The sequence below is a fragment of the Actinomadura sp. NPDC000929 genome (assembly GCF_040492065.1).
GTDB lineage: Bacteria > Actinomycetota > Actinomycetes > Streptosporangiales > Streptosporangiaceae > Spirillospora > Spirillospora verrucosospora.
Map to the genome: position 1 here is coordinate 1 of NZ_JBEUPA010000059.1, position 21,368 is coordinate 21,368.

The 21,368-nt window shown below is 74.8% G+C and carries 24 protein-coding genes; 13 read left to right on the forward strand and 11 right to left on the reverse strand.

The genetic code is table 11. The features are described 5' to 3' along the window. Positions 1-1,994, reverse strand: a 1,994-nt coding sequence (locus tag ABWI04_RS21180) for a hypothetical protein (RefSeq protein WP_353833506.1), incomplete at its 3' end; no start/stop codon positions are given. 154 nt (positions 1,995-2,148) lie between these two features. Here ABWI04_RS21180 and ABWI04_RS21185 point away from each other — a divergent pair. After that, positions 2,149-3,201, forward strand: coding sequence for an EamA family transporter (locus ABWI04_RS21185; protein WP_353833533.1), 1,053 nt, complete (start codon positions 2,149-2,151; stop codon positions 3,199-3,201). A gap of 21 nt (positions 3,202-3,222) precedes the next feature. On the opposite strand, the gene ABWI04_RS21190 is transcribed toward ABWI04_RS21185, so the two are convergent. Then, positions 3,223-4,065: an ABC transporter permease gene (locus ABWI04_RS21190; RefSeq protein WP_353833507.1), complete on the reverse strand. Its 843-nt coding sequence runs from the start codon at positions 4,063-4,065 to the stop codon at positions 3,223-3,225. Between the two features lie 18 nt (positions 4,066-4,083). Then, entirely contained in the window at positions 4,084-5,031 is a 948-nt protein-coding gene (locus tag ABWI04_RS21195) for an ATP-binding cassette domain-containing protein (protein WP_353833508.1), read from the reverse strand. A 94-nt stretch (positions 5,032-5,125) separates the two neighbouring features. Here ABWI04_RS21195 and ABWI04_RS21200 point away from each other — a divergent pair, with 94 nt between their 5' ends. The 3 genes from ABWI04_RS21200 (at position 5,126) to ABWI04_RS21210 (ending at position 8,384) form a co-directional block, all read left to right on the forward strand. After that, positions 5,126-5,863, forward strand: a complete 738-nt coding sequence (locus tag ABWI04_RS21200) for a TetR/AcrR family transcriptional regulator (RefSeq protein WP_345185309.1) — start codon at positions 5,126-5,128, stop codon at positions 5,861-5,863. Between the two features lie 55 nt (positions 5,864-5,918). Further along, a complete protein-coding gene (locus tag ABWI04_RS21205) occupies positions 5,919-7,265 on the forward strand; it encodes a hypothetical protein (protein ID WP_353833509.1) in 1,347 nt (448 codons plus the stop codon). A gap of 105 nt (positions 7,266-7,370) precedes the next feature. Continuing rightward, on the forward strand, positions 7,371-8,384 hold the full coding sequence (locus tag ABWI04_RS21210; RefSeq protein ID WP_353833510.1) for an ARPP-1 family domain-containing protein: 1,014 nt from the start codon (positions 7,371-7,373) through the stop codon (positions 8,382-8,384). Between the two features lie 256 nt (positions 8,385-8,640). Here the strand turns inward: ABWI04_RS21210 and ABWI04_RS21215 are convergent, their stop codons facing one another. Then, a complete protein-coding gene (locus ABWI04_RS21215; protein ID WP_353833511.1) occupies positions 8,641-10,059 on the reverse strand; it encodes an APC family permease in 1,419 nt (472 codons plus the stop codon). A gap of 55 nt (positions 10,060-10,114) precedes the next feature. Between ABWI04_RS21215 and ABWI04_RS21220 the strand changes: the two genes are divergently transcribed. The 3 genes from ABWI04_RS21220 to ABWI04_RS21230 all read left to right on the forward strand — a co-directional run bounded on the left by ABWI04_RS21220 (position 10,115) and on the right by ABWI04_RS21230 (position 11,745). Further along, the gene (locus ABWI04_RS21220; protein WP_353833512.1) at positions 10,115-10,900 is read left to right on the forward strand and encodes an arsenate reductase/protein-tyrosine-phosphatase family protein; all 786 of its coding nucleotides are present in this window, start codon (positions 10,115-10,117) and stop codon (positions 10,898-10,900) included. Beyond that, positions 10,897-11,274 (forward strand): VOC family protein, encoded by a 378-nt coding sequence (locus tag ABWI04_RS21225; RefSeq protein WP_345185298.1) that lies wholly within the window; start codon positions 10,897-10,899, stop codon positions 11,272-11,274. Before ABWI04_RS21220 ends, ABWI04_RS21225 begins: the two co-directional genes overlap by 4 nt. Positions 11,275-11,370: 96 nt before the next feature. Then, positions 11,371-11,745, forward strand: a complete 375-nt coding sequence (locus ABWI04_RS21230) for a YybH family protein (RefSeq protein WP_353833513.1) — start codon at positions 11,371-11,373, stop codon at positions 11,743-11,745. Here ABWI04_RS21230 and ABWI04_RS21235 read toward each other — a convergent pair. After that, a complete protein-coding gene (locus ABWI04_RS21235; RefSeq protein WP_345185292.1) occupies positions 11,742-12,884 on the reverse strand; it encodes an alkene reductase in 1,143 nt (380 codons plus the stop codon). The genes ABWI04_RS21230 and ABWI04_RS21235 overlap by 4 nt on opposite strands. Before the next feature lie 69 nt (positions 12,885-12,953). Here ABWI04_RS21235 and ABWI04_RS21240 point away from each other — a divergent pair, with 69 nt between their 5' ends. The 5 genes from ABWI04_RS21240 (at position 12,954) to ABWI04_RS21260 (ending at position 16,020) form a co-directional block, all read left to right on the forward strand. Continuing rightward, positions 12,954-13,814, forward strand: a complete 861-nt coding sequence (locus ABWI04_RS21240; protein ID WP_353833514.1) for a sigma-70 family RNA polymerase sigma factor — start codon at positions 12,954-12,956, stop codon at positions 13,812-13,814. Positions 13,815-13,861: 47 nt separating this feature from the next. Then, entirely contained in the window at positions 13,862-14,131 is a 270-nt protein-coding gene (locus ABWI04_RS21245; protein WP_353833515.1) for a helix-hairpin-helix domain-containing protein, read from the forward strand. 67 nt (positions 14,132-14,198) lie between these two features. Further along, a complete protein-coding gene (locus ABWI04_RS21250; protein ID WP_353833517.1) occupies positions 14,199-15,416 on the forward strand; it encodes a helix-turn-helix domain-containing protein in 1,218 nt (405 codons plus the stop codon). A 110-nt stretch (positions 15,417-15,526) separates the two neighbouring features. Further along, the gene (locus tag ABWI04_RS21255) at positions 15,527-15,766 is read left to right on the forward strand and encodes a hypothetical protein (protein WP_353833518.1); all 240 of its coding nucleotides are present in this window, start codon (positions 15,527-15,529) and stop codon (positions 15,764-15,766) included. Beyond that, complete coding sequence (locus tag ABWI04_RS21260; RefSeq protein ID WP_353833519.1) at positions 15,763-16,020, forward strand: hypothetical protein; 258 nt, start codon at positions 15,763-15,765, stop codon at positions 16,018-16,020. The genes ABWI04_RS21255 and ABWI04_RS21260 overlap by 4 nt, the downstream gene beginning before the upstream one ends. A gap of 92 nt (positions 16,021-16,112) precedes the next feature. Here the strand turns inward: ABWI04_RS21260 and ABWI04_RS21265 are convergent, their stop codons facing one another. The 6 genes from ABWI04_RS21265 to ABWI04_RS21290 all read right to left on the reverse strand — a co-directional run bounded on the left by ABWI04_RS21265 (position 16,113) and on the right by ABWI04_RS21290 (position 20,672). Then, a complete protein-coding gene (locus ABWI04_RS21265) occupies positions 16,113-17,348 on the reverse strand; it encodes an RNA polymerase sigma factor (protein ID WP_345185271.1) in 1,236 nt (411 codons plus the stop codon). Then, the gene (locus tag ABWI04_RS21270) at positions 17,345-17,668 is read right to left on the reverse strand and encodes a YciI family protein (protein WP_345185270.1); all 324 of its coding nucleotides are present in this window, start codon (positions 17,666-17,668) and stop codon (positions 17,345-17,347) included. The genes ABWI04_RS21265 and ABWI04_RS21270 overlap by 4 nt, the downstream gene beginning before the upstream one ends. Positions 17,669-17,721: 53 nt before the next feature. Then, positions 17,722-18,342: a dihydrofolate reductase family protein gene (locus ABWI04_RS21275; RefSeq protein WP_345185269.1), complete on the reverse strand. Its 621-nt coding sequence runs from the start codon at positions 18,340-18,342 to the stop codon at positions 17,722-17,724. A gap of 169 nt (positions 18,343-18,511) precedes the next feature. Next, entirely contained in the window at positions 18,512-19,024 is a 513-nt protein-coding gene (locus ABWI04_RS21280; RefSeq protein WP_353833520.1) for a DinB family protein, read from the reverse strand. Next, positions 19,025-20,062, reverse strand: a complete 1,038-nt coding sequence (locus tag ABWI04_RS21285) for an NADP-dependent oxidoreductase (protein WP_353833521.1) — start codon at positions 20,060-20,062, stop codon at positions 19,025-19,027. Positions 20,063-20,078: 16 nt separating this feature from the next. Beyond that, positions 20,079-20,672 carry a TetR/AcrR family transcriptional regulator gene (locus ABWI04_RS21290; RefSeq protein WP_345185260.1) on the reverse strand — a complete coding sequence of 198 codons (594 nt, stop codon included), beginning with the start codon at positions 20,670-20,672 and terminating at the stop codon, positions 20,079-20,081. Positions 20,673-20,898: 226 nt separating this feature from the next. Between ABWI04_RS21290 and ABWI04_RS21295 the strand changes: the two genes are divergently transcribed. Then, a complete protein-coding gene (locus tag ABWI04_RS21295; RefSeq protein ID WP_345185258.1) occupies positions 20,899-21,366 on the forward strand; it encodes a YqeB family protein in 468 nt (155 codons plus the stop codon). The last annotated feature ends 2 nt before the right edge of the window (positions 21,367-21,368 follow it).

The window sequence follows — 21,368 nt, forward strand, 5'->3', positions numbered from 1 at the left end:
GGCGCGGGGGGCGGGACGGGGGAGGGCTGGGCGGGGCCCGGCGGCGCGTCCGATCCGGGCCACGCCGGGCCCGGATCGAGCTGGGTGCGGAAGGCGTCGGTGTCCAGCTGCGTCTCGTAGGGTTCCGACGGCCACACCGGCTCCGGGACAGGCTCCCGCTCCGGCGGCGGCTCGGGGGCCTGCTCCCGCGCCGGGGCGGGCGGCGGGGGAGGCGGGGGAGGCGCGATCCGCGGCGGCGGCGCGTCCGACCCGAACGGGTCCGACCCGAACGGGTCCGGGGCGGGCGGCGGCGGGGCGGACTCGTGGACGCGCTGCTCGCCGTGGGGCTGCTCGGGCAGGCCGTGCTCGTTGTGGGAGCCCTGCTCCGGCGCCGACCCGGGCGGGGGCGGCGGCACGTACTGGAAGGGCGGTTCCAGCGAGGACGGGCCGGGCGGCTCGGGCGCGGCGGGCGGCGGGACCGGCGGCGCGGCCGGGGGCGGCGCGGGCGCCACCGCGGGCGGCGGGCCCGGGGCCTCCTGCGCGGGCTCGGGCACCGGCGCGACCGGCTGGTCGGCGCCCGTGGCGGCGCGCTCGGCGGCCATGTGGGCGCGGGCCGCCTTGATGATGTCCCACGCCGACAGCTCGTCGGTGGAGGGCGGGGTGTGCATGGCCGGGGACGTCAGCTCCGCCGCGACCGCCTGCGGCACCGCGAACCCCGTCGCCGGAGGCGGCACCTGCGCCAGCCGGCACCACGTCAGCCCGAGGGTGTAGCTGGTGGCCAGCAGCGCGGCCAGCGCGTCGGAGTCGTCGCTGCGCAGCGCGTCGGGCAGCCGCCCGTCGCGCGGCCACAGCGACCGCAGCGGGTTGGCCGGATCGGTCAGCACCGCCTGCAGCGTGCGGGCGCTGTCGGCGTCCAGCCAGTGTTGCAGCGCCGGCAGCGCGCCCGGCGCGGCCTGCAGGTCGGCGGCCAGCACCGCGATCCCGGCGCGGCGGACCTCGTCGTGGCTGCGGCCCGCCGCGGCCGGGCGCGGCCCGGTCAGCTCCGCGACGATCTCCTGCAGGTCGTACAGGGCCAGGCGCAGGTACTCGCCGGGCGCGGTGTCGCGGACCATCGGGGTGGCGAACTCGGCGGGGCAGCGGCGCCGCCACTCCTGCAGGATCGCCTCCGGCCCGTACCGGACGGTGGCCATGTCCTGGTTGACCATGCGCAGGGACGCCGCGGTCACCGCGGCCAGCGCGTCGGCGCCGGGCCGGAACCGGGGGTCGGCCTGCAGCCCGGCGGCGACCTCGTACATGACGCGGGCGATGTGCGCGGCGCCGCCGCCGTCGCCGGCGCCGAGCCGGTGGACGTAGTAGCCGGCCAGGGTGGCGAAGTCCGGCGGCATCATCCAGTGCAGCTGGTCGGCCGAGGTCGTCAGGAACGGGATGAACGACTCGATCAGCGGGTGCTCGGTCAGCACCACCGGGGACCCGGCGCACCACAGCAGCGCGCCCCACGCGGCGGCGACGGTGCTGGGCGTGCCGGGCTGGAACATCGGGTCGCGCTGGGCGAACTGCTGCGGGTTCACCGCCAGCGCGGTGGTCAGCGCCTGGGAGATGCGGGCGACGACGGCGGTGTCGGGGACGGGCCCGAGGAACCCCAGCGGCGCCACGCGCCCGGCCGACAGGTCCGGGCCGGTGGGGAACAGCTGCGGCGGGACGGGCGGCGTCCCGGCGCCCTGGGGCGCGGGGACGGCGACGCGGCGGTCCTCGAACTGCGCGGGGGGCGGGCAGGGGTGCCAGGTGCCGTCCAGGCCGCACCGGTACCAGCGGCCCCACGCGCCGTACAGCCACCACTCGCCGGCGCCCCACAGCATCCGCGCGGCGATCTGCGCCGCCCGGTCGGCCGGCTGGGCGCTCTGCCACCACGGTGAGGCCACCAGCTCGCGCACGTTGCCCTCGACCGAGGCGAACAGGTCGCCGCTCGGGCCCCCTCCGGTTCCACCGGGCCCCGCCCCGGCCGACTGCCAGCTCATCCGGCGAATAGTAGTGGCCGCGGGCGTCGCGTCCGGCATCGCCCGCATTAAAGGCCGGTATCCCGCCATCGACGTGTAAGGAGTGTTATGGCAGGATGCTCATTAGTCCGCCGGGAGCGGGCTCTGCGGCACACCGCACGACCCGGGGGTGAGGATGGACGGCGCCGCGCGGACCCGCGCCGGGGGACTGGGCCTGGCGGTGTTGTCCTCGGTGTGCTTCGGCGCGTCCGGGCCGCTCGGCAAGGCCCTCATCGAGGCCGGAATCGGCCCGCTGCAGGCGGTGTGGCTGCGCATCACGGTCGCCGCGCTGGTGCTGGCGCCGCTGCCGTTCCTGCTGCGCGGGCGGGCCGCCGCCCGCGGCCTGCGCCCCCACCTGCCCGCCCTGGCCCTCTACGGCCTGACCGGCGTCGCCGGCTGCCAGGCCTTCTACTTCGTGGCCGCCTCGCGCCTGCCGGTCGGGGTGGCGATCCTGCTGGAGTTCAGCGGCCCGGTCATCGTGCTGGCGTGGCTGCGGCTGGTGCGCCGCGCGCCCGTGCACCGCAGCGCCGCCGCCGGCGTCGCGATCGCCATGGCCGGCCTCGCCCTGGTGGTGCAGGTGTGGACGGGGCTGTCGCTGGACCCGGTCGGCCTGGCCGCCGGGCTCGGCGCCGCCGCCTGCCAGGCGAGCTACTTCCTCATCGTCGACCGCCTGGCCGGCGAGGTCGACGCCCTCGTCATCACCTCCGCCGGCGGCGTCGTCGCCGCCCTCGCCCTCACCGCCCTGGCCGCGCCGTGGACGCTGCCCTGGCAGGTGCTGCCCGCCCCGGTGGCCGTCGCCGGGCACGCCGCGCCCGGCTGGGCGCTGGTCGCCTGGATCGGCCTGGTCAGCACCGTGCTGGCCTACCTCACCGGCGTCGCCGGGCTGCAGCGCCTGTCGGCGCAGGTCGGCGGCGCCATCTGCTACACCGAGGCCGTCGCCGCCGCCCTCATCGCCTGGGCCGTCCTCGGGGAGCGCCTCACCGCCGCGCAGGTGACCGGCGGCGCGATCGTGCTGGCCGGCGCCTACATCGCCCAGCGCGCCACCGTCACCCACCCCGAGGTCCTGCACGTCACCGCCCCCGCCCCCGCGGACCGCCCGCAGGACGGCGCCGCGAAGGGCGGTGCACGCGACTCCGCGCAGGGCGGCGGGACGGGCCCGCGGCCCAGCCCCGCCTCCCTGCGCCCCTGACCGGCCTCTGGCCGGCCCCGGTCAGGCGTTCTCGCGGCGGAACCGGCGGGCGCCCAGCGCCACCGACGCCACCACCAGCGCGACCGCCACCAGCGCCCCCTCCGCGACCGCCGCCGTCGCGAAGTCGCCGAGGAACGCCGCCCGCGCCGCGTCCACCATGTACCGGAACGGGGTGAACCGCGACACCGCGTCCAGCCACCCCGGCGCCAGGCTCATCGGCAGCAGGATCCCCGACAGCAGCATCAGCGGCAGCGTCACCGACGTCAGGATCGGCGCGAACGCGTCCTCGCTGCGCGTGCGCAGCGCCACCACGTAGGACAGGGACGCCACGCTCACCGCCAGCGCCACCGCCAGCGCCAGCCCGACGGCGATCCCGCCCACCGGGGCCCGCAGCCCCAGCGCCAGCCCGACCGCCACCACCACCGCGCCCTGGAACCCCACCACGGCGGTGTCGCGCAGGACCCGCCCCAGCAGCAGCGCGGTGCGGCTGGCCGGGGTGACCCGCAGCCGGTCCACCACCCCCGACCGCAGATCCGCGATCAGCCCGAACCCCGCGAACCCGGCGCCGAACAGCGCCAGCTGGATCAGCACCCCGGGCACGAACACCTGCCAGGCGCTGCCCGCGCCGAACCCGCGCACGTCCACCAGATCCGTCAGCAGCGGCCCGAACAGCACCAGGTACAGCAGCGGCTGCACCGCGCCGAACACCACCGCGACCTTGCTGCGCAGCGTCTGCCGCATGTACCGCAGGAAGATCAGGCGGGTGTCGGAGGCGACCCGTGCGGCAGCGGCCGCCCGACCGGTCGCCGCGGTCGCTCCGGTCGTTTCGGTCGCTTCGACGGAAGCGCTCTGTTCACCAGACATGGGGGGAGACTCCTCGGTTCAGGCCGCGTCGCGCAGCGAGCGGCCGGTGACGGTGAAGAACACGTCGTCCAGCGTGGGGCGGGCCAGGTTCAGCGACGCCAGCTCCACCCCCGCGCCGTCCAGCGCGCGGATCAGGGACATCAGAGCCGTCTCGCCGTCCTCGACGGTCAGCCGCAGCGTCCCGCCGGACACCGCGGCCTCGCGGACGGCCGGATGCGCCGCCAGCGCCTTGCGGGCGCCCTCGACGCCGGCGGCCTCGGCCAGCTCCACCGTGACCACGTCCCCGGCGACGCGGCGCTTGAGCTCGGCGGGCGTGCCCTCGGCGACGATGCGGCCCCGGTCGATGATCAGCAGCCGGTCGCACAGCGCGTCGGCCTCGTCCAGGTAGTGCGTCGTCAGGAACACCGTCGCGCCCTCCCGGTCGCGCATGGCGCGGATGTGGTCCCACAGGTTGCCGCGGCTCTGCGGGTCCAGGCCCGTGGTGGGCTCGTCCAGAAACAGGAGCGGCGGACGGTGCACCAGCCCGAGCGCGATGTCCAGGCGGCGGCGCTGCCCGCCCGACAGCGACCCCGCCGGACGCGGCCCGAGGCCCTCCAGGTCCAGGCGCGCGCACAGCTCGGCGATCCGCGCGGACCGGTCGCGCACCCCGTACAGGCGGGCCTGCAGGTCCAGCTCCTCGGCCACCGGGACGCCCGGGTCGGTGCCGCCGCCCTGCGCGACATAGCCGATGCGGCGCCGCACCGCCGCCGGATCGGCGCGCAGGTCGTGGCCGGCGACGGTCGCGGTGCCCGCGGTCGGCGCCAGCAGCGTCGTCAGCATCCGCAGCGTGGTGGTCTTGCCGGCCCCGTTGGGGCCGAGGAACCCGACGACCTCGCCGGGCGCGACCGACAGGTCCACCCCGCGGACGGCCTCGACCGTCCCGTGCCCGCCGGTGAAGGTGCGGGCGAGCCCGCGAGCCTCGATCACGATGACCTCCTTGAGAACGACGGCCGCTAGCGTAACCCCAATTTTGCAGTCACTCCAAGTTTTCAGTGACACCAGGGAAGGTATATTTCCGTGCATGGGTGAGGACCACGTCCCCGGCGTCGAACCGGAACTGGGACTGCGGGAGCGCAAGAAGCGTGAGACGCGGCGCCGCATCGCCGACATCGCCACCGGCCTGTTCATGACCCGCGGGTTCGACAACGTCACCATCGCCGACGTCGCCCGCACCGCCGACGTGTCGGTCAACACCGTCTTCAACTACTTCAGGACCAAGGAAGACCTGTTCTTCGACCGGCAGGACGAGATCATCGAGGCCGCCGGGCGCGACTTCCGCGACCGCCGACCCGGCGAGGGCGCCGTGGCCCTGTTCCGCCGCCGCTTCTTCGAAGGCCTGGACGCCCGCGCCTACCAGACCGCCTTCCACGAGGGCTCGGAGGTCTGGACCCGCACCGTGCGCGCCAGCCCCGCCCTCATGGCCCGCCAGCGCGAGATCGGCCGCCTCGCCCAGGACCGCCTCGCCGACCTGCTCGCCGAGGCCACCGGCGCCGGGCCCGACGACATCGCCCCCCGCGCCGCCGCCGCCATGATCTTCGCCGTGCAGAACACGCTCGTCGAGCAGATCGCCGACCGCAAGAGCGCGGGGGAGACCCTCCAGGAGATGGCCGAGGACGTCTACGCCGCCGCGGCCCGCGCCTTCGACCTGCTCGAACACGGCCTCGGCCGCTACGCCGCCGCACCCGCCGCCCCGCCCGCCACCGAGCCCCTCGCCGAGCCTCCCGGCACCGCCGGCCAAGCCCCGGCCACCGGAAAATGAGTGTCGACCCACCGCAGATCATTCCTAGACTCCAGGGTTGCGGAGGCCGACAACCATGGACACCCCCACGCTCCTTGCCCACCTGCACCACCACGACACCGCCCTGACCCTGCCCCGGGGTGCGCACCTGCGCTGGGACGACGCGGACCTGCACCGCGCCGCGCACACCGGCGACCCCGAGGGCTACGCCCTGCTCGGCGTGGCCCCCGGCGTGCGGCCCTGGCAGCGCGCCCGCGTGCTGCTGCAGGTCCTCGCCGCCTCCCAGGCCGGCCTGGACGACCGCGCCCGCGCCGTGCAGGCCCGCGTCGCCCGCGTCCTGACCCTGGGCCTGCCGCCCGCCCACGTCATCACCGTCCTGCTCGCCCTGCGGCGGCTGCGCGCCAACCACAAGCACACCACCCGCGCCGCGCTGCGGTTCGTCCTGGAGCACCCCGCCGCCGACGCCCTCATCGCCGCGCGGCGCCCCGCCCTGCGTGACTGCTTCGAGCACGCCCTCGGCACCGCCACCGCCCGCGGCTGCGCCGGCCGCATCGCCGGCGGCGACACCGCCTCCGACTACCTCCAGCGGCGCCTGCTGCGCTTCCTCACCGACCCCGCCGCCGCGCCCGACCGCGTCCAGGCCCTCTACCACGCCGACGACCCGACGACCCGGCCCACCGCGGGCGACCCGGCCGCGGTCGACCGGCCCGTCCTGTCCGTCGACACCGTCCGACAGCGGCCCGCCACCATCACCGCCACCAACCGCGGCGACATCGCCGCAACCCTCGTCCACCTGTACCGGGGCGGGCCCGCCGAGGACCTCTACGCCGCCCTCGGCCGCCAGGTCGGCGCCGCCGCCGCCGAGTTCCCCCGCTTCACCGGCACCCTCGCCCTGGTCATGGACGCCTCGGCGTCCATGCGCGGCTACGGCGACCGCGAATGGGCCGCCCTCTCCCAGGCCGCCGCGCTGCGCATGGTGCTGTCGCAGGTGTGCGCCCGCCTGGAGGTCATCGAGACCGGCGGCGACGAGCGCGCCCCGCGCGGCGCCACCGACCTGGCCACCGGCGTCCTGGACGCCCTGGGCGCCGAACCCGACCTGGTCGCCGTCGTCTCCGACGGCTACGAGAACGTCTACCCCGGCGACCTGGCCAGGGTCGTGGCGAGCCTGCCGCACGCCGGCATCACCACCCCCGTGGTGTTCTGCCACTCCCAGTTCACCGGCAGCGACGACCTGACCCTGCGCCGCCCCGCCCCCTCCCTGCCGCAGCGCGGCTTCTGGCACCAGGACGACTTCGCCGAACTTCTGCCCTGGATGTTCGGGCACTGCGCCGCCGGCGCCCCCTGGCTGCGCGCCGCCCTCCACGACCGCCTGGACGCCCTCGACCGGCAGGCCGACACCCTCACCGCCCGCATCGCCGCCTGAACCGCCGCCCGAACCGGCCCTCCGCGCGCACCCCGCGCGCCCGCCACGCGCCCGCGCCCGCGCACGCCCACATCCGCGCACGCCCAGACCCGAAGGGAGCACCGCATGACCAGCATGACGGCGCTCGACACCCTCGTCCCCGGCCCCCTCAGCCTCGCCGGACACCGCCTGGGCACCCCCCAGCAGGCCGGCGCGCTCACCATGGTCCCCATCGCCGGGCCCGCCCTCCCCGGCTTCGCGCCGCCCCGCACCGGCCTCAAACTGACCCGCGTCGCCGGCTACGGGCAGGTCGAACTCGCCAACCGCGCCGACTCCGGCGTCGCCATCGTCCCCCTGCACATCGGCTACATCCAGGACCGCGCCCAGAACCACGCCCTGTGCCGCTCGGCGTTCCTGGCCGCTGGGCAGACCGTCCGCTTCGACGACGCCTGCTGCGTCCAGCAGAGCCAGGGCGGCTACCTCAGCGAACGCGACCAGTGGTTCTTCGTCCTGCCGCTGGAGCTGCGCGCCCGCGCCCTGGACCTGCGCGGCGTCGCCGGCTACAGCAAGCTGTGGGACGATATCGCCGCCCTCAACGCCCGCCACGGCCTGCCCCGCCGCGGCCATCTGGAGCAGATCCTGTCCCGCAAGCGCGCCGTGCTGACCCAGTTCCAGTCCCGCCTGGAACCGCAGCCCGGCCAGCTCGGCGCCCTGTTCTTCCTCTCCGGCCGCTTCGCCGGCCTGGAGATCGCACCCGACCCCCGCTACTTCGCCGAGATGTGGACCGCGCTGGTCTGCTTCGCCTACGGCGTCGCCGCCTGGCACGCCGAACCCGCCCCGCCCGGCCCCGGCGCCGCCGCCCCCTACGACGGCGTCCAGCACGGGGCGGACCAGCGCCAGTCGGACCAGCACGGGGCGACGGGGCTCGCCGGGCTGCGCGCCGCCCTGGACCGCGACCGCTCCGCCCGCCTCACCGAGATCGGCGGCTGGCTCGCCGACCTCCCCACCGGCCCCGTCGAACTCCGCGAGGAGGAGCGCTACCTCGACCTGCGGCTGTCCACCGTCACCGGCGCCCACCTGGCCGGGCAGATCGTCACCGACGGCGACCGCACCGTCTACGCGTCCCTGTTCGCCCGCTGACCGCCCGCCCCGTGGGGCGCCCCCCTTGAGAAAAAGGGGTTGCCCCCGGGGCGCGGCGCCCGGTTGAATCAGAACCGCGGGAACTGTGCCGGGCGCGTCAGGCCGAAACCCCGATTCCAAATCCGGGATAACGCGCGATGCTCGAGACATCGTCAAGGCGATTGCAGACCTGACGAGGCGCCGGCCGCCTGTCCCGCCACTCCGTCCAGGTAAGGCTCCCGAACCGACCTCACCTGCGGCGGCGTCTCCCTCACCCTCACCCGCCGTCGGGTACGCCGCCGGACGCGCCCCGGCCCCGCCGCCGCAGCGCCAGCCACCGGCCGCCCAGCCCCACGGCGAACATCACCGCCCCCGCCAGGACCGACGTCCACGGCAACGTCGCCGCCAGCACCACGCACCCCGCGCCGCCGAGCACGTTGAGCGCCCGCGGCCAGCGGCGGTCGGCCGCCGCCTGAGTGAAGGCGCTCGCGTTGGCGACCGCGTAGTACACCAGGACGCCGAATGAGGAGAACCCGATCACCCCCCGCAGGTCCGCGGCCGCCACCAGCGCGCACACCGCCACCGCCACGGCGACCTCGGCGTGGTGCGGCACCCGGTGCCGGGGATGCACCGCCGCCAGCCACCCCGGCAGATCCCGGTGCCGCGCCATGGCCAGCGCCGTGCGGCCGATCCCGGCGATCAGCGCCAGCAGCGCGCCCAGCGACGCCAGCGCCGCGCCCACCCGCACCACCGGCGCCAAAGCCCCCGCCCCCGCCGCCTCGACCGCCGCCGCCAGCGGCGCGGCCGCGTCCGCCAGCACCCGCGGACCCGCCGCCAGCAGCGCCGCCGCCCCCACCACCAGGTACACCGCCACCGCGATGAACAGCGCGACCGGGATCGCCCGGGGGATCGTGCGGGACGGGTCGCGCACCTCCTCACCCATCGTCGCGATGCGGGCATAGCCCGCGAAGGCGAAGAACAGCAGCCCCGCCGCCTGCAGGACGCCGTACAAGCCGCCCTCGCCCACCGCCGCCCACCCGCCCAGGTGCGCCGCGCTCGCCCGCCCGCCCACGGCGATCCCCGCCACCACCACCGCCAGCGCCGCCAGGCTCGCGACCACCAGCACCCGCGTCAGCAGCGCCGTCCTGGTCACGCCCCGGTAGTTCAGCGACGCCAGCGCGGCCACGGCCGCCGCCGCGACCGCGCGGCGCGCCCACCCCGGACCCGGCACCGCGTAGGAGGCGAAGGTCAGCGCCATCGCCGCGCACGAGGCCGTCTTGCCCACCACGAAACCCCAGCCCGCCGCGAACCCCCACCACGGGCCCAGCCGCTCGCGGCCATACACGTAGGTGCCGCCGGACGTCGGATATGCCGCCGCCAGCTGCGCCGAGGCGACCGCGTTGCAGTACGCGACCACCGCCGCGACCACCAGCCCCACCAGCAGCCCCGTGCCCGCCACCCGCGCAGCGGGCCCGAACACGGCGAACACCCCCGCCCCGACCATCGACCCGAGCCCGATCAGCACCGCGTCCCCGGTGCCCAGCCGCCGCGCCAGCCGCTCACCTCCGGCGGGCCCCGCGCCCGACTCGGCCCCCGCCGCCCCGGACGCCGCCGTCCCAGACCCGGCCGCTTCGGCCCCGGCCGCTTCGGAGGCGGTCGCCGAAGGCCCGCCCCGGTTCCGGCGCCGGAACGCCATCGCCCACCCCCTCGCCCGCCTACTCCATCAAACTCATTTGATGTATCGTCCGGGCATGGCGTCACCGAGTCAAGCCGCCCCGGCGTTCGTGCGGCTGGCCGCCCACCCGCTGCGCTGGCGGCTGCTGACCGCCCTCGCCGACGGCGACCTGCGCGTCCGCGAACTCACCGACCTGGCCGCCGCGCCGCAGAACCTCGTCTCCTACCACCTGCGGCTGCTGCGCGACGGCGGCCTCGTCACCGCCGCCCGCAGCAGCCACGACGGCCGCGACAGTTACTACCGCCTGGACCTGGACCGCTGCGCCCGCGCCCTCGCCGAGGCCGGTACCGCCCTGCACCCGGCGCTGCGGTCCGCCCCCGCGCCCCCGCGCCTCCCCGACGGCCCGCACGATGGAGCCGCCCCGGCCGTGCTGTTCGTGTGCACGGGCAACAGCGCGCGCTCGCCGATCGCCGAAGCCCTCCTGCGCCACCACGGCGGCGGCCGCGTCACCGCCGCCAGCGCCGGCACCCGCCCCAAAGCCGAGATGCACCCCCGCGCCGTCCAGATCCTGCGCGAGCGGTACGGCATCGACATCTCCGCGCAGCGCCCCCGCCGCCTGGACGCCCCGCACCGCCGCTTCGACCGCGTCATCACCCTGTGCGACAAGGCCCGCGAAGCCTGCCCCGACTTCGGCGACCACGCCCGGCACGCCCACTGGAGCACCCCCGACCCGGCCGCGGCGCCGGACGCGCCCGCGGCCTTCCACCAGGTGGCGGCCGACCTCGACGCGCGCGTGCGCCACCTGCTGCCCCTCCTCGCCCACGCACCACAGCCCGCACCTAAGACGGAGGAACACCCGTGACCGGACACGACACGCACGCAGGCGTCCGCTACCTCGTCGACGACGTCCAGGCCGCCGTCGAGTTCTACACCGCCCACCTCGGCTTCACCCTCAACCTCGACGCGGCGCCCGCGTTCGCCGACGTCGTGCGCGGCCCCCTGCGCCTCCTGCTGTCGGGGCCCGCCAGCTCCGGCGCCCGCGCCACCCCCGCGGACGCCGCCGTCGCCGGAGGCAACCGCATCCACCTGACCGTCGACGACCTGGACGCCGAGATCTCGCGGCTGCGCGGCGCGGGCCTGACCTTCCGCAGCGACCTCGTCACCGGCCCCGGCGGCCGCCAGATCCTGATCGCCGACCCCGCCGGGAACCTCGTCGAACTCTTCCAACCCGCATAAGCATCGCTTCTGCAAACCAGAAGAACCATCTCTTGGACTTCTCGGCCTGGGGCGACCACGATGAGAGGTGAAAGCACCAACGACCTGGGGGAAGCCATGACGCAGTACGAGAAGGCCATGCGGCCGGAGGAGATCACCCGCCTGTTCGTCGAACGCTCCAACGCCGGCGACGCGGCCGGCGTCGCCGCCCTCTACGAGGAGGACGCGGTGATGGCCTACCCGCCCGGCTCCCAGACCGTGGGGCGCCAGGCCATCCGCGAACTGTGGGAGAAGGTCCTGGCCGCGCGCCCCCGCTTCACGCCCGAGGAGCCGCTGCCCACCCTGATCAGCGGCGACCTCGCCCTCACCTCCACCCCGCCCAAGGACGGCGCCGGCGCACGCGCGCAGGTCGTCCGGCGCCAGCCCGACGGCAGCTGGCTGCGCGTCCTGGACCAGCCCGAGTTCGTCACGCCCCCCGCGGCCGGCGCCTAGGACCCCGCCCACACCGGATAGTCGACATACCCCCGCGCGCCTCCGCCGTAGTGGGTGGCCTCGTCGCCGCCCGCCACGGCGAGGCCCAGCGCGAACCGGGCGACCAGATCCGGATTGGCGATGAACGGCCGCCCGAACGACACCGCGTCGGCGATCCCCGCCTCGACCACCGCGTTCCCCGACTCCCGCCCGAACCCGTGATTGGCGACCAGCGCCCCGTCGAACAGCTTGCGGTAGCGGGCGAACTCGTCCAGGTCCGGCACCGCGCCCGGCCCGGGCAGGGCCCGACCGCGCAGATGCAGATAAGCAAGGGGACGGGTGCTCAACTCCGCCACCAGGGCGTCGTAGGCGGCGAGCGTCGCCTCGCCCGCCGTGTAGGGGTAGTCGGCGCGGCGCGCCTGGGCCGAGGTGTCGCCCACGCTCCACCACGGCGACAGCCGGACCCCGGCGCGCCGCCCCTCCCACGCCGCCGTCACCGCGTCCACGACCTCCAGCAGCAGGCGGCCCCGGTCCGCGCCGTAGGCGTCGGCGCGGCGGTTCAGGCGCGGGTTCAGGAACTGCGCGAGCAGGAACGTGCCGTTCGCGGCGACCTCCACCCCGTCGAACCCCGCCCGCCGCGCCCGCTCGGACGCCGCGCCGTACGCGGCGACCGTCTCCTCGATCTCCGCGAGCGTCATCTCCCGGGGCGTGACCGTCGCCCTCGGGCCCGCCGCCGTCCAGCACACCTCGCCCGGATCGACCGCCGACGGCCCCGCGGGCCGCGCCCCGCCCCGGTGGTCGGGATGGGCATGGGCGCCGGTGTGCCACAACTGCAGCACGATCCGTCCGCCCAGCGCGTGGACGAGACCGGTGACGCGCCGCCACGCCTCCACCTGCGCCTCCCCGTAGATGCCGGGGACGCCGGGGAACCCGATCGCCCGCTCACCCACCCACGCCGCCTCGGCGACGATCAGCCCGGCCGTGGCGCGCTGCCCGTAGTAGACGGCGTGCAGGTCCGTCGGCTCCAGGCCGGGACCGGACGCGCGCGACCGCGTCAACGGGGCCATCACCACCCGGTTCGGCAGCTCCAGATCCCCCAGCGCCACCGGCCGCAGCAGCGGCTGTCCGCCCGGCTCGCTACCCTCGTCATGTCGGAGCATCTGTCTCCCCACCGTCGTCGTCTCTCGGATGCCACGAAGCAGACGCACCACGGAACGGAAAGGTGACCGATGCACGACCAACTCGCCGAACGCTTCGAGGCGCACCGCGCCACCCTGCGCGCCGTCGCCTACCGGATGCTCGGCGACCCCGGTGAGACCGACGACGCCGTCCAGGAGGCGTGGCTGCGGCTCACCCGCCACGGCCCCGCCGGAATCGACGACCTGGAGGCGTGGCTGCGCACCGTCGTGGCCCGCATCTGCCTCGACATGCTCCGCGCCCGCACCTCCCGGCGCGAGGAACCCTACGGATGGCGCTCACCCGTCCAGCCCGAGGACGGCGACCCCGAGACCGAGACCGTCCTCATCGAATCGGTCGGCCGCGCCATGCTCGTCGTCCTGGATACCCTCGGCCCCGCCGAGCGCGTCGCGTTCGTCCTGCACGACGTGTTCGCCGTCCCCTTCGACCAGATCGCGCCCATCGTCGAGCGGACCCCGGCCGCCGCCAAGAAACTCGCCAGCCGCGCCCGCCACCGCGTCCGCGGTGCCGCCTCCCCACCGCCTCCCGAACGCGCCGAACAGCGCCGCGTCGTCGAGGCGTTCCTCGCCGCGGCCCGCAGCGGCGACCTCGACGCCCTCCTCGCCGTGCTGGCCCCCGACGTCGTCCGCCGCGCCGACCACGCCGCCCTCACCCCCGGCCGCCCCGCCGTCCTGCACGGCGCCGGCCCCGTCGCCCGCGAGATGCAGATGTTCGGCCGCCGCGCCAGGTACGCCGCGCCCGCCCTCGTCGACGGCACGATCGGCGCCGTCGTCGCCCCGCACGGCCGCCTCCTGCTCGCCCTGGCCGTCACCGTCCACGACGGCCGCGTCACCGGCTACGAGATGATCGCCGACCCCGCCCGCCTAACCGCCCTCGACCTCGCCGTCCCCTGACCGATTCCTACAAGACCGCCCCGCCCCGCCGCGCCTACGTTGGCCCTATGAGCAGCGAACTGTCCGAACTGGCCAACGTGGGACCGGCCGTCGCCGCCTACTTCGACCGCATCGGCATCACCACCGTCGCCCAACTGCCGGGCCGGGACCCCGTCGAACTGTACGAGCGGATGTCGGCCGCCCACGGCCGCCGCCTCGACCCCTGCCTGCTCGACACCGTCATGTCCGCCGTCGACCAGGCCGAAGGAAAGCCCGCCCGCCCCTGGTGGCACTACACCCCCGAACGCAAACGGCTCCTCGCCGACGCCCGCCCCTGAATGCCAGCCGCACCCCGGCGCCGGGCCGTAGCCTGGAGGGCGGGAGCCTCACGAGGAGGTGCGGGCGATGCACCAGGAGACCACCATCGGCGCCCGACTGCGCGCCCTGCGCCGCTGGCGCGGCATGACCCTCGACCAACTCGCCGGACAGGCAGGCTTATCCAAATCCTTCCTGTCCATGGCCGAACGCGGGCAGCGCAGCCTCGACCGCCGCTCCCACATCGCCGCCCTCGCCGACGCCCTCCGCGTCTCCGAAACCGAACTCGTCGGCGGCCCCCACCTCGGCCCCGACCACGGGCAGTCCGACCCCCACGCCGTGATCCCCCCGATCAGGCTCGCCCTGCAGACCAACGACCTGAACGACCCCGCCGTCGAGCGCGCCCGCCCTCTGCCGGAACTGGTCGCCGAGATGGCCCGCGTCGAGCCCCACCACCAGGCCTGCGACTACGTGCGCGTCGGCCACATGCTGCCCGACCTGCTGGACGAGTTGCACCTGCACGCCGCCGACCCCGCCGACGAAGCGGCCCACCGCACCGCCCTGGAGACCCTCGTCGACGCCTGCGTCGCGGCGACCTTCACCGCCAAGGACCTCGGCTACCCCGACCTGGCCCACCTGGCGGCCGTCCGCGCCGAGCAGGCGGCGACCATCCTGGACGACCCCGTCCGGCGCGGCCAGTCCGACTTCCTGCGCATCCACACCATGCCCCGCGCGGGCTCCTGGGACCGGACCCTCCGCGCCACCGAACGCTCCGCGGACCGACTGGAGCCGCACTCCGGAAGTGAACTCGGCGCCCAGGTGCTCGGCATGCTCACCCTGTCCGCCGCCCTCGCGGCGGCGGTCACCCACGACGCCGCACGCGCCACCGACTGGACGGCCGAGGCCGCCCGCCTCGCCCGCACGATGCCCGACGCCCCCGACCAGAACTGGATGAGCTTCTCGGCCAGCAACGTCGGCGTATGGAACGTCGCGGTCAACGTCGAATGCGGCGAGCGAGGCGGCGCCGTTCTCGACCTCGCCCGCGATGTGGACGAGACCAGGCTCACCGGCAGGAAGGGCAGGCACGCCGCCTTCCTCGCCGATGTCGGACGCGGCCTGGCCCGCGACCGCAAAACCAAGGACCAGGCGATCCGCTGGCTCCGCCGCGCCGAGAACACCGCCCCCCAGTGGATCCGCAACAACACACCGGTGCGGGAATCGGTCGCCGTCCTGCTCAGCCAGGCCCGCACCGACGCCGGCGGCCGCGAACTGCGCGGCATGGCCGCCCGCATGGGCCTGCCCCACTGACCCGCCACGGACCAGAGCCGGGCCGCTCGCCACGAGTTCACTCCTGTGAATGGCGTTCCCGTTCACGCCAGTGAACGCACAGTGTGCACGCTGTCTTACTTTCTGTGTTCATGGAGACGACGAACGCACTTCGGGGGCTTGCCGCCGAACTCGACGCGCGCGGATGGCGGACGGCCCTGCGCGCCGGGACCCTCACGGTCACCAACCCTGACGCGCCCCGCCTCACCGACGCCATCACCTGCGACGGGCGCGCCTTCTGGTGGACGTGGGGCCAGGAAGCCGGACCGGCCGACGACATCGTCGGAGTGGCCGACCGCATCGTCCACGTCCTGCGGACGGTCACGCCATGAACACGGCGACCGGGCCTCGCGAGCGGACGGGCATGACCTACGGTCACCGGGGGAGTGCCCTGCCCGCACCGCGCAGTCCCCGCGTCGTCACCTGGTACGGCAGGGCGACCGGCCGCTGGTGGGCCCTGGTGCCCTGGCCCTCCGCACTCCACGGCGCCTTACTCGTCGAGGCGCCCGACCAGGCCACCCTCAACGAGCACGTCGCCCACCTCATCGCGGCCCTCCGCTCCCGGACGGCCACCCCGCGACTATGAAGGCTCCCGGGCCCTGCGGGGCATCAGGAGGACCAGCGGGGACGCTGACCGACACCGCCGCACGCGCGGGTGGTGTTCGGGATCGGCGGGGGCTACTGCAGTTGGTCGCGGCGGCGGGTCAGGTAGGCGGTCTCGGCGGTGTTGCCCGCCAGCTCGATGGCCCTGTCGTAGGCCGCGCGTGCCTCACTGCCGCGGTGCAGCCGGCGCAGCAGGTCGGCGCGGGTGGCGTGGTAGGCGTGGTAGCCGGCCAGCCTGCTCTCGAGACGGTCGACGGCTGCCAGCGCCACCTGCGGGCCGTCGAGTTCGGCGACCGCGATGGCCCGGTTGAGGGCGACGACCGGGGACGGATCGAGGCGGACGAGCTGGTCGTAGAGGGCGAGGACCTGCGTCCAGTCGGTGTCGCGGACGTCGCGGGCGGAGGTGTGCACAGCGTTGATCGCGGCGAGGATCTGGTAGCGGCCCGGAGCCGTCCCGGCGGCGGCAGCGGCGAGGCGCTCGCGCACCAGCCGGTGCCCCTCGGCGATCAGCGCCGCGTCCCAGGCCCCGCGGTCCTGCTCGGCCAGGGGGACCAGCTCGCCGCCGGCCGAGACCCGGGCGGTGCGGCGCGCCTCGGTGAGCAGCATCAGCGCCAGCAGCCCGGCCACCTCGCCGTCGTCCGGCATCAGGGCGCGGAGCAGGCGGGTGAGCCGGATCGCCTCGGCGGTCAGGTCGTGGCGCACCGGACCGGCGCCGGGGCCGGTCGCCAGGTAGCCCTCGTTGAACACCAGGTACAGGACGGCGAGCACGCCCGTCAGGCGCGCCGGGAGGTCCTCGGCGGACGGCACCCTGTAGGGGATGCGAGCCGCCTTGATCTTGGCCTTCGCGCGCGTGATCCGCCGCTCCAGGGCGGTGTCGGCGACCAGGAAGGCGCGGGCGATCTCCGGCACGGTCAGGCCGCCGACCATGCGCAGCGTCAGCGCCACGCGCGTCTGCATCGCCAGCGCCGGGTGGCAGCAGGTGAAGATCAGCCGGAGGCGGTCGTCGTCGATGGCGCCGACGGGCTCGGGCGGGTCGTCGTCGTACACCCTCTGAGCCTCCTCGTGCTTGTCGTCGCGCTTGTTCTCGCGCCGGATCCGGTCGATGGCCCTGCGGTTGGCGGTGGTGGTCAGCCAGCCGCCGGGGTTGGGAGGCACGCCGTCGGACGGCCACCGCTGCACGGCGGTCGCGAACGCCTCGGCCGCGGCCTCCTCGGCGATGTCGAGGTCGCCGAAGCGCCTGGTCAGGGCGGCGACCACCCGCGCCCACTCCGCGCGGTGGGCGCGGGTGATCGCCTCCTGGACGTCGCTCACTGGAACGGCCGCACTTCGATCTTCCGGTCGCAGACCCTCGACGCCTCGGCGGCGAGCCTGAGCGCCACGTCCAGATCGGGCGCCTCCCACACCCAGACGCCGGCGAGGTACTCCTTCGACTCCACGAAGGGCCCGTCGCTGAACACCGCCTCCTCGCCCCGGTTGTCGACGACCGTGGCCGCGTCGGTGTCCGCGAGTCCACCCGCGAAGACCCAGTGGCCCTCGGCGATCAGCCGTTCGTTGAACGCGCTGATGGCGGGCTGCCTGTCGGTGCTGCCGGGATTGCTCTTGTCATCGATCACAGAGACCAGATACCGCATGTGAAGATCATCTCCTGTGGCGCCGTGACGGCGCCGTTCGATGGGCGGGGACTTCAGGCCGCGGCGTACTGCGGGCGCCCGGCCGGCCGGTAGACCTGGATCGTCACGCCCTTCGAGTCGACCCGCGACTCGACCAGGTCGAGGGCGAGGTCGCGCCCGGCGTCCGGGAACAGCCGCGCGCCCTGGCCGACGACCACCGGGACGGTGATCAGGGTCATCTCGTCGACCAGGTCGTTCTCCAGCAGCCACCGGGTCAGGGTGCCGCTGCCGTGCACCTGCAGCTCACCGCCCGGCCTGGCCTTCAGCTCCCGGACGGCCGCAGCGACGTCTCCGGACAGGACGGTCGTGTCCGACCACGCCGGGTCGGTGAGCCCGGTCGACGCGACGTACTTGGGCCGTGTGTTCAGGGCCTCCACGACGGACGCCCAGGCGGGGGCGTCCTGGACCGTGAGCTTCCCCCACGAGCCGGCGAACAGCTCGTAGGTCCGCCGCCCGAACAGGAACGCCTCGGCGCGCCGGTAGGTCCGGTTGATGAGCGCGTGGGTCTCGGCGTCGCCCTTCCCCAGGGCCCAGCCGCCGCGCTCGAATCCGTTCCTGCGGTCCTCGTCCGACGCGCCGCCGTTTCCCTGCACCACTCCGTCGACGGTGACCTGGGTGATGGTCGTCAGCTTCATGTTCGTTGTTCCTCGCCTCGGCGCCGCCCCTCGCGGGCGGCCTCACTCCTTCTACGAACACCTCCGCCCCGATCCGACACCGCGTCCCGGAATTCCTCGAAGAGATTTCCGGGACGCCGTCTGCCGGCGGTCCGACGACACGGCAGCTCCGCAGTGAACGGTGCGCCGGTCAGCGTCGTGCGCGGCGAATGATCAGTAGCTGGCCGATCTCGGCGGCGTTCTTCGTGAGCTCGATGTTCACCCACGCGCACATGTCGGCGACGGTGCGGCCCGCCTCTTCGGGCCAGGGGAACGCCGACGGGTCGTCGAGGCGGTCGGTGGCCGACAGCGCCGTCCGCCACGCCTCGTGGATCTCTCCCAGCCATTCGGTGATCGAGGCGCACGTGCCCGGCCAGGCGATGTCTTCGCGTGCGGGGACGTCGGTCTGCTTCAGATGAGCGAGTGCCGTGGACCACCACCAGCCGATGTGCCAGGTCAGCCAGGCGATCGTCGGGGCCGGGACGGGAGTGGGCTCGACTTCGGCGAAGTCGGGGGCCCAACCGCCCTCGACCCGGTGCATGGTCCAGTGCGACGGCGCCGGTTCCCAGAACAGGTCGTCGTCGTGCCACTGCCGCACGTGGTAGTCGAGGAGCGCCCAAGCGGTGTCGAGCTGCTGTTGGAGCACCTGCTTGACCTCGGTCATTCAGTCCACCTTCGTTTCGGCGGCGTTCACCCTGACCAACTGCTTGCCGAGGTTGGCGCCGTCGAAGAGACGCTGCAACGCGGCCGGGGCGTGGGGGAGGCCGTCGATGACGTCCTCGGCCCAGCGCAGGTCGCCCGCCGAGACCCAGCCGGCCAGACGGGAGAGCGCCTCAGGGAACACGGACTGATGATCGTAGAACACGAAACCCTCCATGCGGGCGCGCCGGAACGCGAGCTGCATGTAGTTGGCGGGGCCCGCGCCGTATCCCGCGGCCGTGTAGCCGGACGAGATCGACCCGCACAGCGCGATGCGCGCCCGGAGAGCGAGCCGATCCAGCGCGTTCTCCAGCAGCGCGCCGCCCACGTTGTCGAAGACGGCGGTGAGCCCGTCGGGCGCGAACTCGCGCAACGCGTCCGGCACGCTCTCGGCGCGGTAGTCCACACAGGCGTCGAACTTCGCGACCTCCCTCACCCAGGCGACCTTCTCGGCCGAGCCGGCGGTGCCGATCACCCGGGCGCCCAGAAGCCGCGCGATCTGCCCGGCCAGGGAGCCGACGCTGCCCGCCGCGCCCGTGACCAGCACCGTGTCCGCGTCGGTGACGTCCAGGACGGCGGACATGCCGACGAACGCCGTCAGCCCGCTGACGCCGAAGACGGTGAGCATGTGACGCGGATCGATCCCCTCCGGCACCGGGTTGACCCCGAACAGGCCGCCCTCGCGCGCCACGACGTACTCCCGCCAGCCGAGGTCGCCGTAGACCCACTGCCCCTCCGGCAGCGCCGGGTTCCGTGAGGCCACCACACGCCCGACACCGCTGCCGCGCATCACCTCGCCGATGCCGACCGGCGCCGTGTAGGTGGCGCCGGGGTTGAGCCACGTGCGCTGAGTGGCGTCGATGCCCAGCCAGACGACCTCGACCAGGGCCTCGCCGTCGTCGAGTACCGGCATGGGGCTGCGCCGCTCAGCGAACGTGCCCGGGGTGATCCCGCCCGTCGGGCGTTCACGGAGCACCATTTCGCGGAAGGTCCGCACGGGCATGACTTCAGCCTCTCGATCAGGGGGCCGAGCGCGTCGCTCGGACGAATGTGGCGATCAGCTCGTCGCCGACGGCGTCGACGGGAGCGCCGTGGGCGACCCGCAGTCCTTCGGCGTCGAGGGTGCGGCGCAGCATCGAGGCCATCATCACCAGGTCGAAGCGGCGCAGCTCGCCGCTGCGCTGCCCCTCCTCCAGCAGCGCGACGACGTCGGAGAGCGACGCCGCGACGAGCTCCTCGTAGCCCCCGGCCGCCGTCGCGGTGCGGTGCGCCACGACCGCGACCAGGGCGCGCGTCTCCACCGGCCGCCGCGCGCAGTACAGAAGGAAGCCGCGGACATAGGCCGCGAGCCGGTCCAGGACACCGCCCTGGCCGCGCAGCACGGCGACCAGCTCCGGCCCCACGCTCCCGACCACGTGGGCGACGACGGCGTCGAGGATCTCGTCCCTGGTCTCGAAGTTGCTGTGGTAGGCGCCCCGGCTGTACCCGGCCGCCTCCGCGATCGCCTCGACCGAGGTCGAGGCGACGCCGCGCTCGGCGAACAGCCGCATCGCCGACTCCACCAGCTCCCCGCGCGTGCGCTGCCGGCGCTCGGCGCGCGTCTCCCGTGCCATGCCGCCAAGATACATCACCGTATCCGCATACATCGCCGTATGTGAAAATCATCCATGATCCCCTGTCGGCCGAAGGGCTGCCGGAGGGCCGCTGACCGGTCGGATCGGCCGCGACTTTGGTCGCGGGGGAGTCGACCATCGGAGGCTCCGCGGCGCCGCGGACGACGGCAGGCTTGCCGGTATGGACTCCCGTCAACGCCCGACGTCTCCCACGACCGATGTCAGTGTGGTCGCCGATTCCCCGCTGGTCGTCATGCTGGTGTGCATCGTCGGCGGGACGGTCATCGCGGGGCTCGTCGAACTGGTCTGGGAATGGACCGCGGCCCATACCTGGCTGCCGCGAATAGGGCCGATCAAACTCCTGGCCATGCTCCCCGGTCCCTGGTCCGCCGTCGTCGCGGCCGCCGCGGGCGCGGCGGCCGGATTCGTGGTGGGCGCCATCGCCTGCCACGAGGCCCTGACGGTGACCGTGTCGGACGAGCGCGTGATCCTGACCAGCAAAGACGAGCGACAGGAGTTCGCGTCGGAGGAGATCGGCCAGGTGCTCCTGGCCGGCGGGAAGCTCATCCTGCTCGACCGGGACGGGCAGGAGCTCGCACGCCACGACTGCGACCTGGACCGCCGGCGGCTGGTCGACGCCTTCGACCGGCACGGCTACCCGTCCTCGGGCCGCGCGCCCGACGGCACCACCTGAAC